Raw genomic sequence first — 14,377 nt, 5'->3', positions numbered from 1 at the left:
CCACTACGCAGTTTCTTCTGTAAGCTTTAAAAATAACTCTTCTAATCGATTGGACTTGTTGCGCATAGATAACACTTTAATCCCTTGTTCTGTCAATTGGTTGAACACTTCGTTGATTCCTTGATCACGCGCTACCTCTACAGAAAGAGATCCATCGTCCATGAGTTCACTGGTATAACCTTTGATCACTGGCACCCGTCCTGAAGATTCGATATCTAAAATAATTGTTTCATACTGGAGCTTAGCCAGCAATGATTTCATACTAGTATCTTCAATCAGCTGCCCTTTTTGAATGATCCCTATGTTGCGACACAACATCTCCGCTTCTTCCAAGTAATGTGTTGTTAGAATAATCGTCGTACCGTTTGCATTCAATTCTTTAAGAAACATCCACATCTCTCGTCTTAATTCAATATCTACACCAGCTGTAGGCTCATCAAGAATAAGTAAGCGCGGTTCATGCATCAAGGCACGTGAGATCATCAGTCGACGTTTCATCCCTCCAGATAGCATCTGTGCCTGAACATTTCTTTTCTCCCACAAATCAGACTGCTTCAAGTATTTTTCGCTACGCTTTAGTGCCTCTTTCCTTGACACACCGTAATAGCCCGCCTGGTTCACTACAATCTGCTGAACCGTTTCAAAAGGACTGAAGTTGAATTCTTGAGGAACCAAACCGATTTGCAGCTTAGCTTGCATTAACTGCGTGTCCATATCATAGCCGAAAACATTCACTTTACCTGATGTCTTATTGACGAGTGACGTCACAATCCCGATAGTTGTAGATTTGCCGGCACCGTTAGGACCCAAAAGAGCGTAAAAGTCTCCTTCTTCGACTTTCAAATCAATGCCACGCAAAGCTTCAACACCACCAGCATAGACTTTTTTCAGGTCTTTAATTTCTAATGCGTATGTCATTCTTATTATCTCCTCACCATCTTTTTTATCAGCTACATGTAAATATCCATTTGCCAGTATACCATTCCTATATTAAAGGTACCAGGTTCCAGCACCAGTCTGAATGGTGTTAAAACCTAGTACTGTCAATAAAAATAAACTCAATAAAAAGTACCCGCCACCGATACGATTATCGAAAACGGGTACTTTATTGGAGTAACATTTAGTAATTAAGAGATAAATAATAGAACAGTTGTAAAGAAGAAATACCATCTAAAGCTATCGGGATATCTTCGTTCTGTACTAGATGGTTTTTCTGTAAGAACTATTATTTTTTATTGTGATCTACCTTCACAAACACGAGTAATACCCCAAGAAGCGGCTACTCCAACAAACAAAGTTGCTTCTATTGGAGAATATTCTCTTTGAAATTGATTATACTGTTTTTCGAGTAGCATTTTTATTAAATGCATAATAGGCGGTACCAGCTATAAACAATCCTGTACTGAGCCACATCGTTATGCCGTTCCATTCCCCTTTTGATAACGTAATATTTGCGAGATTGACAAGATGTATAGCTATAAAGAAAAGATATAATCCAGTCGTCGTCTTCATTATTTCACACCTCCAACACATAACTATTGCGTAATCTGAACACTATCTCTTATTGAAAAATCCTTTAATTAATTCATGTTATTCTTACCTTTGAGGCATCGTGTACGTCACAGAAGCACCGGCACTCTCTTCAATCCTACTATATATTTCTTCAAGAATCTCTATTGCTCTTTCATTAGATTCATATTTACCCATACTTTTATTCCATTGATCCAAAAGACTACTTTCAATAAACCCTACGATATGTTTTCCTTTTACAGAGACATCTCTTACATTCATCAAGCTTTGTTTATTTTGTGTAAGTATCCATAACATATAATCATTCATCCTTTCTGCCCAAACTTCTCGCTTTCATTAGTAAACCCTTTATGATTTAATAATTCATCTTCTACAACTGCACCAGTTTGCTGGGAGTCTTTATATTTTTACAACCTGTCTCATCCCCAATTATTTTGGAAGTATTTAATCACTTATTTTAATTTGATATGAAGGAACTAATACATGATCAACGAAGACTTTACAGTGGATACTAAAAAAACCACCCAAAGTCACTTTTATGCTCTTTGATTCATTTTCTTTATTCCTAATACGCCCATTTAAAGTCCCTCTAAATGCTAAGCCTAAATTTTCATCGTGCAATTCTCCATCTACATACAACTTCTCGCCTGTAAACCATCTATTCTCAACTTGTAATCGATGACCCTCATATATAGCTTCAAATACCTTCTTCATTCCGTCACCCCTATATTAGTTTTTGTCCGGTTATATAAAAACTGCTTATTCTACGAATACATCCATTAACTATATTACTTTCCTTTTTCTCCTTAATTTATGTACGGATGAATGCCCTATAGGTTTCATTAAATTAAATGGCTCGATTACTGAAAAACACAGATCCTTCATTTTATAATCGCATTCAATAAAGGGATAACCTTCGGAAAACGTGTATATGATATAACCGGACATGTTCCGGAGGGCGATGAACCACTCCCCAACTGCAAAGATAGCCCATACTACTTTTCAAGTGCCAGGTCCCAAAACAATTCTGAATAGTTTCGGGGACCTGGCACCTCGATTAACTATCGATTCATCGCTATTTTCACCCAGACAACGTATAATAGGAGATGCAGAAGAATCTATTTTTTCTTTAGTTAAAAAAAGAGGTGCAATTAAGTGAAAAAGATCGAAACAGCATTACCTGAGCAGTATGAAGCATTAAAAAAACAGGCCAATTATACGTCTAGTTGGCGAGAGCGTTTGGAAGCAGTCAACATATTATCGGATTATAAACATGACAAAGTCATAGATTTATTAAAAAATCGTATGCAGCATGATACTGTCCACCAAGTGCAATTAGCAGCCTATGAAGCACTTTTGGCGTTTGGCGAAGACGTGGAGAAACCATCACTTGCACGTTTTGATATTATCAAAAACACAGACAAGATCTTCCTGCGGGTCAAAAAGAGCTTGCCGAAAGATCATACTGTGGCTGATTTTGCGGATAAATTAAAGCGTATGCGTGTAGACGTCTTTGATGCGTATGAAGGTGACAAAGGCGTAGAATTTATGAGCTGGTTAGAGGAACGTTGGTCAAAACTCTAATCCGTAATTTTACAATATGTGAAAGTTAGCCATCCTTTCTCCTAGTGGAGAGGATGGCTTTTTTATCTTACGGTACGGTTCTTCTAAACTACTAGTATGATCGAATGAAGTTTCACCGTAGATACTAAAAGAAGCACCGATATTTCTACATTGTAAATATCCATTTTATAAAAATATTAATTTTCAACCTCTTTTATATACTCCCAAGTTACACCTTTATCATTTGATTGATAAAGTCCACTACTATTACCATTATAATCACCATCTGATCCTTGCCCAACTAACAAATTAAGAACCCCATCTTTCACAAAGGGCAGACCTGGAAAATCAAAAGGGTTTATAGATTGCCCACTATCTACCTTCATTTCCTGTATGGCATAACTTACCTCTTCGAAGGATATCCCTCCATCATTTGTACGATATAGTACTCCCTCAGTACCAGAAGGTCTTGCTGCCCTTAAGAATCCAATTTCATCATTAATAAAAGTTATTCCTGCTGCACTACCAACTGTTCCATTGAATGGATTTTGATTTATGACTGTCCAAGTTTCACCACCGTCACTGGTCTTCCTAAGTGAATACAAAGTACTTCCTAATGCTTTATCCGTAACATTTAACATATATCCTACTTCTTTTGAGTAATAAAACTGTTCATTGCTATTAGCTATCTCTTGCCGATCAGCTTCAAAACTTTCTTGATTTTGAGTCGTATTTGACTGACTCCAATCTGGATCACCAATTAAATTATATCTTGCGGGTAGTACCTCTTTCTCTTTTCCAGGGACAAAAATAGATACCGTATAGCCAATTATTTCAGAAGTGATTTTTGTAGGAGTCTGCTCCATACCATTCTCATCGATGTGAATAATCCCCTCAGTATTGTAGCCCCAATTTCTCTTCCCGTAATACACTACTCCATACTTACCTTCATTCCACATACCAACTGTCTGCTTAACTGGAATAACTTTAACCGTTCTTATTAAAGGCTCCACTAGTTTGTCCTCATCATAATCGGCATGTAGATATCCGTTTACTCTTATAGTAATAGTGAACGCTTTATTTTGATCATAAGTGATTAGAAAACTTTCCTCCTTCTCATCAGCGTTTTTCCCATAAACAAATGTATCGAAAGATGTGATTGTTCCATCCGGATTAAATTCAAGATGAAAATCACTTTCCATATATAATTTCTTCGGCAAAGCATATTCTTTATTTATATCTGTAAAAATCCCTTCTACTCCATCCACATATATATTGTTATGTTCAAATTCAACTGAAACTTCATTTTTTAATCTATCAATAAACCAAGCTAGTTCGCCTCCGAAATTGGTTGCGCTTTGATAAATCTTCATTCCATAAAATAAGGTTATGACTATCATAATTACAATAGAAACATATTTCCATGCCTTTAAATGAATCCATTTGTTGGGTTGTAGTTCTTTACCTTTTACAATTTTTATTGCAGAAAATGCAATGATAGAAATTAAAGATACTGTAGATATGAATAAAATAGAAACAGTATGATCTATTCTTCCATACATGCAGAGTAAAGCTAATTCATAACAAAAAATCCAATATACAAGTATGAATAATGGATTTGTTAATAATGATAGCAATATCTTTTTCGGGTTCCCTCTAAATATGTAAACCACTCCTAACCAAAATTCGTAATCACTTCTTATTTTGAATATGCTTTTCGTGAAATTTCAGTCTACTATACTATTGATTGAAGCAGGCGAAATCGTTATTGAATCATCAGCCCCAATTGAAGCTTAATTATTGTTTATTCTTTATTTCCTCTAAGAGAGATGATCTTATCATTCTGCTCAATCACTGTTTGATTCTGTTTTCTTATTTTTGCAAAGTCGAACAAATATACGATCAAAACTACTAATATAAAAATCGCTAACACTTTTCTCCCTCGTTTCATACACCGCTCTAACGAAAATATTTACAAACCCAACGTAAACGACAATTTGGCCCGTTTGGTGCGCAACAGTTGTTCAGTTAACGCACCTGTTTGGGGCATAGTTATTATTCCTTTTCCCACAAAATCCCGATAGGATTAGGTGGTTTGTTTTCTTTTCCACCATTCACAAAATATATATGCGAATTAACATCACAATACTGCGTAATATATGGCATTTCTAAAGACTCAAATAATTCCCTCTCATCATCTTCAATCCTAAATATGTATGCCTCATAACCTTCTCCATCAGACGCAGTAAGATATCTTTCAGATTCGCGTTTCTTCAAGGCCTCATCAATCGCTCGTCTCAATTCTAATAGTGCTAATTTATTTCCCACAATCACTGCCCCGTCGTGCGGAAAATGCTGAGCGTAAATATGTAGATATTTTTCATCTTTAAAAGTCATCCCAAACGCCATCTTTCATCTGTTTTTAATAAAATAGTTTTTCTTTCTTCTGGTTTTAGTACATAATGACCCGTTAACAGCATAAATTTTGTTAAGCTATCGCCCCTGTTAAAGGAATAATAGCGTTCAATTGGTTTTATAGTTTCTAACCAAGTAAGTACCTGATATAACAAAGAAAGCCACGATAGCTGTACCAGTTGTATAACCGATTACTGTCCAATTTATTTCTCCGTTTCGCATCATACTCACAATTGTAATCCCTGTAAGTAAGCCTAGAATTAGATAGAAGAATGCTCTCGATATATTAACCAAATTGTGACCTCCTTAAATTATCAAACAATCAATCTGGCCCGATAGAGGCACTAACCTTCTGCCGTTAATACACCCTAGAAAGATCAGCTTTTGAACCCGTTGATCTGCGCTGCAGCCGGACGCGTGTCTTATGGGCGGGCGGTGAACCACACTCCTCGCTTCGCTCGCTAGGTGTTTCACCTGTCCCGCTGATCCTTCCAGAGTCGCCGGCTTCCGCTCCGATCAACTAAGCGACTACGAATAATTTTCTTCGACAATCGCCCCAGATAAATCAATACGGTTTATTTTTCTCTATTCATTTGAAAGGCTGTTATGATGCCCGAGAACATCAACAAACCTCCTCCGAAATGCATTATTTTATTACCTGTGTCGCCCAAACTATTAATCGTCAACGAAAGCATAAAACCCCCAATTGCCACCGTAAAAATTACTAATATCTTTTTCCACATGGTAAATCACCCCTAATATTTACGTCATTTTGCTACAAAATGGACCGATTGAAAAAAGGTAATACTTTACATAACATAAACTAATCACTTCTCTTTTTGTACTCAAGAGGTTTACTTGCCCAATCTACAAACGTAGACACTAACGTAACTCCAATAGTTAAGATTATATTCTCAAGCCATTGAATTTTCGAAGTAGAAAACCACTTCCAGAGCGTTATCAGCACAAAAAATATTAAGGAGAACTTAAAGCTTTTTTTCACCAAACGATCACCTCATAATGAATTCGCTATTTTAACTTCCAACAAATGGACGGATTGTTGAAATCTATTCTTTCTTAATCTACCTCTATTTTTTATATTATCCCAGATGATAATACCATAAAAAGTAAGTGTGTTTTTTGTTTTTTCTGATCTTTTCTCTTTTCTTAAAACTTATTAAGTAGCCAGAAAATCAGTGTAAAAAACAACATTAAACTTATTTCTTTTATACCTACATCTGGATTAAGAATAAGTGTATATATAGAGATAAGCCCGAAAAAAGTAAGTGTGGTATTCAAAAATTTTTTATTTGTAGACTCTTTTTCATTCATTCCAAGCACTCCTTTATATATTTTTTCTTAATCAAGTTTACAGAAAAAAATGTAAATACTCTCCCCTCATTCTAACTTTTATACTCCTAGATATTTACAGCCCTTTTAGTAAATTCAACAAACTCTTCTGGAGATAATTCACGCAATTTACTATCGTACTTCGAAGCTTTCCAGAGAGAACGGAGCAAATGCGTATAGATATTTTCATCTTTTTCTCTGAATCCGTTCAAATCGCTTTTTTCGTACTTTTTGGCCTTAATACTGAATAGAGTGCAGATCTCTTATACAAGAATCGCATTCGCTTGTTTAAGTCAAATAGATGAAAGCTTCCTTTATGAACCTAACATAGTTACATTGTGTTAGCTCCGCTGATTTAAGAATATTATAGTAAACTTTCTAATTTAATATGGACTTTTAATAGTTTCTTCGTCTACGATTAAATTCCGATACACTTTTTCGTTAATCATCAAAGAATTTGCTTCAATAAAAAAACAATCTTTATTATTAACTTGGAAATAGAAATTAGTTGAAGAACTTATAGATTCAATTTGTGGTAATTCGGGTTCTAGGCTCTTAATATTTATTTTTCCAAATCCATTAGGATGATAACTAATTTCTGAAAGTAAAAAAGGATCATTTTCTTTATAGTTATTTAATCTATATGTTTCTATTTCAGCGTCTTGATAAATAAACAGTGACATAACTTGTTTAAATTTAATAAATGTTTTTAAAATCTGTTGATTACTAACACTTACTAAATTTAAGACAATGGTTTCTTCTAAGTAATTAACTTGTATGTCATTAATAATCCAGAATTCAGCATTGTCGGCAAATAAACTTCTTATTTCTTGAGATACTAAGTCATTATTATTTTTCATTTATATCACCTTTCAATCATCTCTTGTTTTATATAAAGTATAATAAATTTTATTACGTTCTAGTTTTTCATTATAGTTATTTCTTCATTTTAATTCACTTTTACTTCAAATGTATTTTCAGGAAGTTATAAAACCTCTTCTTTCACTAAGTCTATCCAATTGCCAAGTAAATTTATTGAAGTGATTTCAAAATCCTTCTTTTATGCGACGTGTTACTAGAAGTTATTTACTCTTTTCCATAACTGCAAAATAATTTTGTTCGCTATCGGCAAAATTGAATACTTTTCCGGAAGGCATAGTTACAATTTCTCCGACTGTGATATTTTTATTTGACAGGGTGCTATGCAACTTATCAAGATCTTCCGAGAAAAACATTAATGAAGGTGTGCCAAGATTCAATTTGATATTTATACAATCTGTTGACCTTATTACTAAAAGACCACAAATCCTTCATGATACAATCGCATCCTATAAAGGGATAGTCTTCGGAAAACGTTGATGTATGATGTAGCAGGACGCGTTCCGATGGCCGGTCAACCATAACCCAACCGCAAAGATCGGCTTCTCAGGTACCAGGTCCTAAAAACACTCAGAATAGCGCCATAAATTGGCGCTTGAATACAGGCACTCGATTGCAGTGAGTTAACAAAAATACAGTTCCATTATTTTGTCTTCGGTTAATGTATTTAAGGTCCTCATATCAACAAAATGAGGTAACTGCCATTGCTGTGTTTTCATCGCTTGTTTACTAGTGGGACTATCCCAGCTTGGATACACTCTTATTGCCATTTTTCCTTTTGTTGAACTGGATCTGAGAATATTCTGTTTGAACATAACTTCCTTTGGGAAAATAAATTGTCCAAACTCATGTTCACTTTTAAAAGTAGTGATCACGAACAAATCAGGTGCTTCCTCATATGAATACGGCTGGTTTTTATTGTTTTCATCCTTTTCCCAAAACGCAACAAACTGCCCTACTTTACTAGGTGTGATATTCGCTACTCTGAATCGAACTGTTCTAGAAGATATTTGAAATGTACCAGCCCCATACTTAGCATTTTGTTTTTCTTCATGCACCGAATTTAAAATTAAATGATTTGGCTCATACATCATTTCGCTAATATAGGTTAATGCTCTATAAAAATCTTTCATTGTTTTACTCCTCGAACTCGTTATCTTTTACAATATTATCCTGATAAATATATTTACTAGCATAACACCCTTATATCAATTGTAGGGTTCGGTTCATTCGATAACTTGTTTCACACCTCAAAAAGCTGGAAATAATCCTAGTTGTTCACTTCACGAACGCGTCCTTTTTTGTAATCAGGTGCCAGGTTCTTTAGAAATAGTACCTGTGTGAAAAACAAACATTCATGAAATATTCTTGCACAGGCACCTTTAATTTTATTGGAATCAACATCAAATCCATCATTCTAAATGAGTACAAAGAAGGCCATCTGAATGATTTCTCAATCAGATGGCCTTCTGCTATACCTATATTGTACGGGAACTACTACTCCGATTCCCACGTATAAACTTAATAGTTCCAGGACCTGGTACTTTGAATCAATAAAGTGGCGTCAAATACGGATTCTTCGGCTCCTCGATTTTATCGACTTGCTCCGCCCGTACGGAAGCCATCCTCTGATCGTGATAGACCAATTCTTCTATCGTCCCGGTCACCTCGATCCACGTGTCATCTTGGAGGGACCCAACCTGTTCGCCGAACGCAATGGTGCCGAATACGCTGGCATCGGCGACACAGCAATTCATCGCATAACGAGCTACGATGATCTGGTCTTCGGCGAAGTCCGGCTCGCGGTAGACAAAGCCTTTGATGGAGACAGTTTTGCCGGTGAAATCGTCCAGAAAAAAGTTGATCAGATAGCTCACATCTAGATAGTTTTCATCCGTGATTTCAATATGGTCCATGGCTGAATATTCCTTAAGCTGATCGCCGTAGATGGCCATGATTTCCGAGTCGGCGTCCGCCTCCGTGGTGCCTTCTTCGTCGCTGACGCTGTTCGCCCCTTCTACCCCGCCGTATTCACTGTCCGTCTGTGCGATGCCCGGCGTATTGTACAACCCGCCGCCATATTGGACACCCCTGTTGGAGGCGACCGTGCTGTCGACGGCCTTCTCGGGTAGCCCTAGACCGAGGACGACGGGCAGGATGAACAGCAGATAGATGCAGGTCTTGGTAATGAAAGAGCCTTTCATCTGATGGTCGACCCCGCAGTTGCATTCCATATCTTCCTTCAGTTTCGGCGACAGGCTCTTGAATAAGAGAAAGATCCCGATAATTAGGAAGCAGCCCCCGGCAAAATAGACGAATGGCAACATTTTAGGCGCGATATACAGCTGAATCGTATCATTCACGACGAATTTTATGATGAGCAAGGAGAAGCCAAGGAAGATGATGGCCCTCAGGAACATGTGGAATTGCAGTGAAGCGTTCGTTTTCCTGTTTCTCATGAGTTTCCCTCCTCCCTACATCAGTAAATAATGGACCAGCATTACTGAACCGAATGTGACGACGGTGATGGTGACCATCAGTATGAGTACGAATTTGGTCTTGAAATAGGCAAAGTACAGCAAGGTGTTCTTCAGGTCGAGCAGCGGTCCGAACACTAGAAACGCCAGCAGGGAAGTCGTCGAGAATTGATTGGAGAAGGAGGAAGCCACAAATGCGTCGGCTTCCGAGCAAAGGGACATAATGAACGCCAGGCCCATCATGATTCCAGTCGCTCCCGCTTCCGTTGATGTCAGCGCAGCGAGCATCGTCCGGTCCAGAAAAACATTGACGATACTTGCCAGGGAAGCGCCAAATATCAGATATTTTCCCATGTCAAAGAATTCATCGCTCGCATGATAAAACGTCTGCTTGACCTTGCTGGTCCTGACGCTTTTCCGGATACCCGCCGCGCCGGTCAGACCGTCCTTCGTCCATCTTAGCTGGTTGGTGCTCCCAAACAGCCGGTAGATAATGAAGCCAATGACGATCGACAAGATAAAGCCGAGTCCCATACGGAAGTACAGCACGGACAGATCTTGTTGGAACGCATAGTAGGTGGAGGCGGCAACGATCGGATTCAGGATGGGCGCTGACATCATGAGGACGACGCCGAAATGGAGCGGCATCCCTTTCTTAATGAGCCTGCGCACTACCGGGATGATGGCGCATTCGCAGACAGGCAGCACCGCACCGAGGAGAGCCGCTGAAATTAAGCCGAAATAGGCATGTTTCGGCAGCACCTTCCGCAAGGTTTCCTCCGAAACGAACATCTGGATGAACGCCGACGTGAACACACCAAGGAGGACGAACGGGAACGCCTCCAGCAGGATACTGATGAAAATGGTGTTCACGTGCAACCATTGGTCGGGAACTATGATACCGAAGTACTCAAGCACTTCGGTGTTGTAAAGGAATAGCATAACGAATACGAGAAAAGCCAGTATTCCGATTATATCTCTCATTATAGTTACCATCTATCGCGTCACATCCTACTTTTTGATCGGTTTGGTGATGGCGGCGCGTTCATTTGCTATATGTGTGGAAGGTGGTCATGGGACGGAACCCGCCTTCGCGTGTTCCAGGAGTCTCCGGTTCATTGCTTCCTCTTGCAGACCTTCGCCGATCAGGATGATGACCGGTTCACGGCCATCTTCCTTCATGCGTTCCAAACTTAGCTCCCCCGAGGAAAACTGGATGAGATAGGTGCCCGGTTCATTCAGCAGATGGACGAGCCCTTTTCCTCTAAGGACGTCCAGCGGCAGCTGTTCAATCCACCGAATGAGAGATTCCCGGGTCATAGCCGGCACGTCTTGTATACGAATGGAACGGATGACGGCTTGATGGTGACTGTGCACTCGGTCGGATGCTGCCTGTGCGTGCGGTCCAGACAATGTGTACCTCCTCCTGAACAATTGTGCGATTTCCAAATTGCCAAACGTGGTGCGGAAGACAGGTGTGTCCGGTTGCAGCAAGATTTCCATCTTTTTCTCGACCTTTGCGAGTACCGATGGTTTTGTTAGGTCCGTTTTGTTGATGACAACCATCTTTGCGCATGTCATTTGATCCTGCAGCAACTGGCGAATTTCCTTGTTACTGGAAAAGCGGTTCCGGTACTCGAGGAATTTGCTTGCGTCCACCACGCTGATCATGGAATACAGATCAAATAATTCCCGAAATTCCGCACTGATGAGCGTTCGTTCTATCGCCAGTGGATTCGCCACGCCTGTCCCTTCGATGAGGAGGATATTTATCGGCTCGGCCGCGATGGAGCGGAGCGTTTCCTGAAGACCGTCCTGCATCGTGCAGCAAATGCAGCCGTCTAGCAGCTGTTTCAGATTCTGTCCTTCGAAATAGTCTTCCTCTATAGTTTTCTCTCCCAATTCATTCAGGATGATCCCCGCTTTCCAACCGTTCCGCTTGCATTCTTCCATCATCGCAAGCAAAATCGTCGTTTTTCCACTGCCGAGAAATCCATTAATCGTATATACCGGTATCTTCATTTTCTTCTCCCCTTCTGCCTAATTGTTTTGCCGCAAGTGCGTTAATCGGAATGATTACGATTTGAAAATCGCCGTCTTTCCACTATAGCACCCACTATACGCAGCAGGCGGAGGGAATATGAACGGAGTATGAAAACATGCGGGGAATAACTTACTCGCCGTTTATCGCAACGAGCAGGATAAAGCGCTTCATTCCGGCCACCGAAGAGGTGTCGGTTTTGGACAAGTAGACTGCTTCACTTTAACAGGCGCATTTGCAATTCTAGGCAGGCGGTCTGTCCAATCTCGAACGCGCTTGTGCCGAATCGTGTGTGACGACCACAACGAAAAAACCAAAGTCTACTCGTCTATCTACTATAGCTAGGATTTTCACCATACGATCGTTTAAACGTAAAGATGTTGCACTTTTTCACTCCTTTATAAAGTATGGACTCAAATATGCGATTCCTAGACTAACACCGAGCGCTACTGAAAAAGCAGTTAATACGTTGAGATCATCTTTAAAAATGATATTACTTAGTATACAAATAACGAAAAGAATTAAAAAATATTTCAAAAATTTAATATGACGTTTTCTCAAATTCTTGTCTCCCCATTCACCTTGCCCAGCGCTAAACTGTAATTATTGGATCAGCACTCACTAATCACTTTTTAGCGTTATTGAAATATTCTTCCCTTCGTAGAAGGCATGACCCAAACTTTATATCGATCCTCTATTGAGTTATCTGTAATCACTCTGAATTCTTCTATCGCAGCAAGTCTAAAAGCTAACGAATACGCTATTTTATAATCACACGTGTCATAGCCATCGTACAGCTTTGCATACATTTCATTTGCTATGGAATCGGCCCAAACATCTGCTTCGAACAAGCTATCAAATATACTATTTTCTATTTTCCATTTAAGCGTCATCTTTCAACCTCCGATCCAGGCAAAGTACTTCTACAGCAACCACACCTGATGACCTTATTACATAATTAATGTTGCAATATTACATACCTAGCAATTAGTTACTTGATTTTAATTCATAATGATAGAGTTGTGTATCGCGCTCATACCCGTTATTCTCATAAAGTTTTTGAGCCGTGTAGTCATCCGCTGCTGTCTCTAAAACAATGCTTTTTGCGCCTATTTCCTGTACATAGTCTTTTGCTTTTTGTAAAAGCGTTTGACCAATTCCTAGCTTCCGAGCTTCTGGATCTACAAACATATCGTTCAGTATCCAGGCTTTTTTCATAGTCCACGCGGTATGCATCGAATAAATTTGCTACACCTTCCAAGTCCTCAATCGTAGTTTGATATACTTCCATTTGAATTCCCCTAGTCATTTTTACATTTCCGTTTTGTATGTCGATTGTATATTCATTATTCCTTGAAATGACCTGCAAGTTGATTATTGATTCTTGATCCACCAGGCATCCTTTTCTATTAAGAACTTGTGGTACCATCATCTTAATCTTGTTGTCCAGAATTTCCATCTGTATATTTAACAATTACTTCGATTATTATGTCATCAACTATTACTTCATAATGAAATTGTTTTTGCTGGAAAGTTTACTCCTCGTAATAGAGTGGTTGTACAAAGATTGTTTTTTAAATATTCATTAAAGTAGTCATATCTTTTCTCTAATCCGTTGTGGTACTCCGCAAAATGATAAACAAAATCTTTTTTCAAAATGACAGGATTAAGGATTGAATTACAGACAGAGGAGGTTGTCTCCTTTATGTATATTAATAATCTCTGTGTTATGATAGCAGGATAAATTAAATATTGTCGGTGGAAGAGGGAAAAGTCTCCAAACCGCAAATTAAATATATAAAAAGAGGAGCATTCCTGTTAGAAGCTTTTTCGGGGACTTGAACACAAAGAGCCCTCTTGGTATGATGCGGGGTGTCAAATCTGCACGAATTGACCCCTAATTTAAATACCAAGGAGGACTCACAATGAATTTTACGCAAAACGCTAAGATTAATCAAGTTACAGATAAAACGCTAGTCATCGGAATGGACATTGCCAAACGAACACATTACGCCTGCATGGTCGATGAACGTGGAATGATCCTGAAGAAATCGTTCCCTGTACATCAAACCAATCAAGGATTCGAATACTTCTATGAATGCATTCTTAGCGCCAAGAAACA

General features: G+C 38.7%; 17 protein-coding genes and 2 pseudogenes. 2 read left to right on the top strand and 17 right to left on the bottom strand.

Features of this window, described 5'->3' with window-relative positions; translation table 11 throughout:
* Window positions 1-3 precede the first annotated feature (3 nt).
* From H605_RS0115205 to H605_RS0115190, 4 genes are all read right to left on the bottom strand, one after another.
* Entirely contained in the window at window positions 4-918 is a 915-nt protein-coding gene (locus tag H605_RS0115205; protein ID WP_029055000.1) for an ABC transporter ATP-binding protein, read from the bottom strand.
* Window positions 919-1,332: 414 nt separating this feature from the next.
* Window positions 1,333-1,512, bottom strand: coding sequence for a hypothetical protein (locus H605_RS0115200; protein WP_029054999.1), 180 nt, complete (start codon window positions 1,510-1,512; stop codon window positions 1,333-1,335).
* Between the two features lie 84 nt (window positions 1,513-1,596).
* Window positions 1,597-1,827 (bottom strand): hypothetical protein, encoded by a 231-nt coding sequence (locus H605_RS0115195; protein WP_029054998.1) that lies wholly within the window; start codon window positions 1,825-1,827, stop codon window positions 1,597-1,599.
* Window positions 1,828-1,974: 147 nt separating this feature from the next.
* Window positions 1,975-2,244, bottom strand: a complete 270-nt coding sequence (locus tag H605_RS0115190) for a hypothetical protein (RefSeq protein WP_029054997.1) — start codon at window positions 2,242-2,244, stop codon at window positions 1,975-1,977.
* Between the two features lie 441 nt (window positions 2,245-2,685).
* Here H605_RS0115190 and H605_RS0115180 point away from each other — a divergent pair, with 441 nt between their 5' ends.
* Window positions 2,686-3,114 carry a HEAT repeat domain-containing protein gene (locus tag H605_RS0115180; protein ID WP_029054995.1) on the top strand — a complete coding sequence of 143 codons (429 nt, stop codon included), beginning with the start codon at window positions 2,686-2,688 and terminating at the stop codon, window positions 3,112-3,114.
* Between the two features lie 176 nt (window positions 3,115-3,290).
* Here H605_RS0115180 and H605_RS0115175 read toward each other — a convergent pair whose 3' ends face one another.
* From H605_RS0115175 to H605_RS18090, 13 genes and pseudogenes are all read right to left on the bottom strand, one after another.
* A complete protein-coding gene (locus H605_RS0115175) occupies window positions 3,291-4,766 on the bottom strand; it encodes a WD40/YVTN/BNR-like repeat-containing protein (RefSeq protein ID WP_029054994.1) in 1,476 nt (491 codons plus the stop codon).
* Window positions 4,767-5,148: 382 nt separating this feature from the next.
* On the bottom strand, window positions 5,149-5,490 hold the full coding sequence (locus H605_RS18095; RefSeq protein WP_051210624.1) for a hypothetical protein: 342 nt from the start codon (window positions 5,488-5,490) through the stop codon (window positions 5,149-5,151).
* A 126-nt stretch (window positions 5,491-5,616) separates the two neighbouring features.
* On the bottom strand, window positions 5,617-5,802 hold the full coding sequence (locus tag H605_RS0115165) for a hypothetical protein (RefSeq protein WP_029054993.1): 186 nt from the start codon (window positions 5,800-5,802) through the stop codon (window positions 5,617-5,619).
* Window positions 5,803-6,083: 281 nt separating this feature from the next.
* On the bottom strand, window positions 6,084-6,251 hold the full coding sequence (locus H605_RS19270; RefSeq protein ID WP_156875511.1) for a hypothetical protein: 168 nt from the start codon (window positions 6,249-6,251) through the stop codon (window positions 6,084-6,086).
* 424 nt (window positions 6,252-6,675) lie between these two features.
* A complete protein-coding gene (locus H605_RS19035; RefSeq protein WP_155979551.1) occupies window positions 6,676-6,840 on the bottom strand; it encodes a hypothetical protein in 165 nt (54 codons plus the stop codon).
* 401 nt (window positions 6,841-7,241) lie between these two features.
* Window positions 7,242-7,718, bottom strand: a complete 477-nt coding sequence (locus tag H605_RS0115145) for a YxiG family protein (protein ID WP_029054991.1) — start codon at window positions 7,716-7,718, stop codon at window positions 7,242-7,244.
* A 222-nt stretch (window positions 7,719-7,940) separates the two neighbouring features.
* Window positions 7,941-8,120: pseudogene (locus H605_RS19490) on the bottom strand (VOC family protein); the annotation flags it as partial.
* Between the two features lie 240 nt (window positions 8,121-8,360).
* Complete coding sequence (locus H605_RS0115140; RefSeq protein ID WP_029054990.1) at window positions 8,361-8,870, bottom strand: MepB family protein; 510 nt, start codon at window positions 8,868-8,870, stop codon at window positions 8,361-8,363.
* Between the two features lie 417 nt (window positions 8,871-9,287).
* Window positions 9,288-10,196 (bottom strand): TIGR03943 family putative permease subunit, encoded by a 909-nt coding sequence (locus tag H605_RS0115135; RefSeq protein ID WP_029054989.1) that lies wholly within the window; start codon window positions 10,194-10,196, stop codon window positions 9,288-9,290.
* A gap of 15 nt (window positions 10,197-10,211) precedes the next feature.
* Window positions 10,212-11,087 carry a permease gene (locus tag H605_RS0115130; protein WP_338062918.1) on the bottom strand — a complete coding sequence of 292 codons (876 nt, stop codon included), beginning with the start codon at window positions 11,085-11,087 and terminating at the stop codon, window positions 10,212-10,214.
* 198 nt (window positions 11,088-11,285) lie between these two features.
* Complete coding sequence (locus H605_RS0115125; protein ID WP_029054987.1) at window positions 11,286-12,236, bottom strand: CobW family GTP-binding protein; 951 nt, start codon at window positions 12,234-12,236, stop codon at window positions 11,286-11,288.
* Window positions 12,237-12,893: 657 nt separating this feature from the next.
* Window positions 12,894-13,148, bottom strand: coding sequence for a hypothetical protein (locus tag H605_RS0115115; RefSeq protein ID WP_029054986.1), 255 nt, complete (start codon window positions 13,146-13,148; stop codon window positions 12,894-12,896).
* Between the two features lie 94 nt (window positions 13,149-13,242).
* Window positions 13,243-13,473 (bottom strand): GNAT family N-acetyltransferase, encoded by a 231-nt coding sequence (locus H605_RS18090; protein ID WP_335695474.1) that lies wholly within the window; start codon window positions 13,471-13,473, stop codon window positions 13,243-13,245.
* Between the two features lie 707 nt (window positions 13,474-14,180).
* Between H605_RS18090 and H605_RS18085 the strand changes: the two are divergent.
* A pseudogene (locus tag H605_RS18085) lies at window positions 14,181-14,377 on the top strand (IS110 family RNA-guided transposase); the annotation flags it as partial.

This window comes from Sporosarcina ureae DSM 2281 (genome assembly GCF_000425545.1).
Lineage (GTDB): Bacteria > Bacillota > Bacilli > Bacillales_A > Planococcaceae > Sporosarcina > Sporosarcina ureae.
This window is presented reverse-complemented; position numbering and strand designations above follow the sequence as displayed.

Excerpts from the sequence above, each read along its gene's own strand:
- H605_RS0115205 (WP_029055000.1), bottom strand. The coding sequence starts at position 918 with ATGACATACGCATTAGAAATTAAAGACCTGAAAAAAGTCTATGCTGGT.
- H605_RS0115200 (WP_029054999.1), bottom strand. The coding sequence starts at position 1,512 with ATGAAGACGACGACTGGATTATATCTTTTCTTTATAGCTATACATCTT.
- H605_RS0115195 (WP_029054998.1), bottom strand. The coding sequence starts at position 1,827 with ATGTTATGGATACTTACACAAAATAAACAAAGCTTGATGAATGTAAGA.
- H605_RS0115190 (WP_029054997.1), bottom strand. The coding sequence starts at position 2,244 with ATGAAGAAGGTATTTGAAGCTATATATGAGGGTCATCGATTACAAGTT.
- H605_RS18095 (WP_051210624.1), bottom strand. The coding sequence starts at position 5,490 with ATGACTTTTAAAGATGAAAAATATCTACATATTTACGCTCAGCATTTT.
- H605_RS19270 (WP_156875511.1), bottom strand. The coding sequence starts at position 6,251 with ATGTGGAAAAAGATATTAGTAATTTTTACGGTGGCAATTGGGGGTTTT.
- H605_RS19035 (WP_155979551.1), bottom strand. The coding sequence starts at position 6,840 with ATGAATGAAAAAGAGTCTACAAATAAAAAATTTTTGAATACCACACTT.
- H605_RS0115145 (WP_029054991.1), bottom strand. The coding sequence starts at position 7,718 with ATGAAAAATAATAATGACTTAGTATCTCAAGAAATAAGAAGTTTATTT.
- H605_RS0115140 (WP_029054990.1), bottom strand. The coding sequence starts at position 8,870 with ATGAAAGATTTTTATAGAGCATTAACCTATATTAGCGAAATGATGTAT.
- H605_RS0115135 (WP_029054989.1), bottom strand. The coding sequence starts at position 10,196 with ATGAGAAACAGGAAAACGAACGCTTCACTGCAATTCCACATGTTCCTG.
- H605_RS0115125 (WP_029054987.1), bottom strand. The coding sequence starts at position 12,236 with ATGAAGATACCGGTATATACGATTAATGGATTTCTCGGCAGTGGAAAA.
- H605_RS0115115 (WP_029054986.1), bottom strand. The coding sequence starts at position 13,148 with ATGACGCTTAAATGGAAAATAGAAAATAGTATATTTGATAGCTTGTTC.
- H605_RS18090 (WP_335695474.1), bottom strand. The coding sequence starts at position 13,473 with ATGAAAAAAGCCTGGATACTGAACGATATGTTTGTAGATCCAGAAGCT.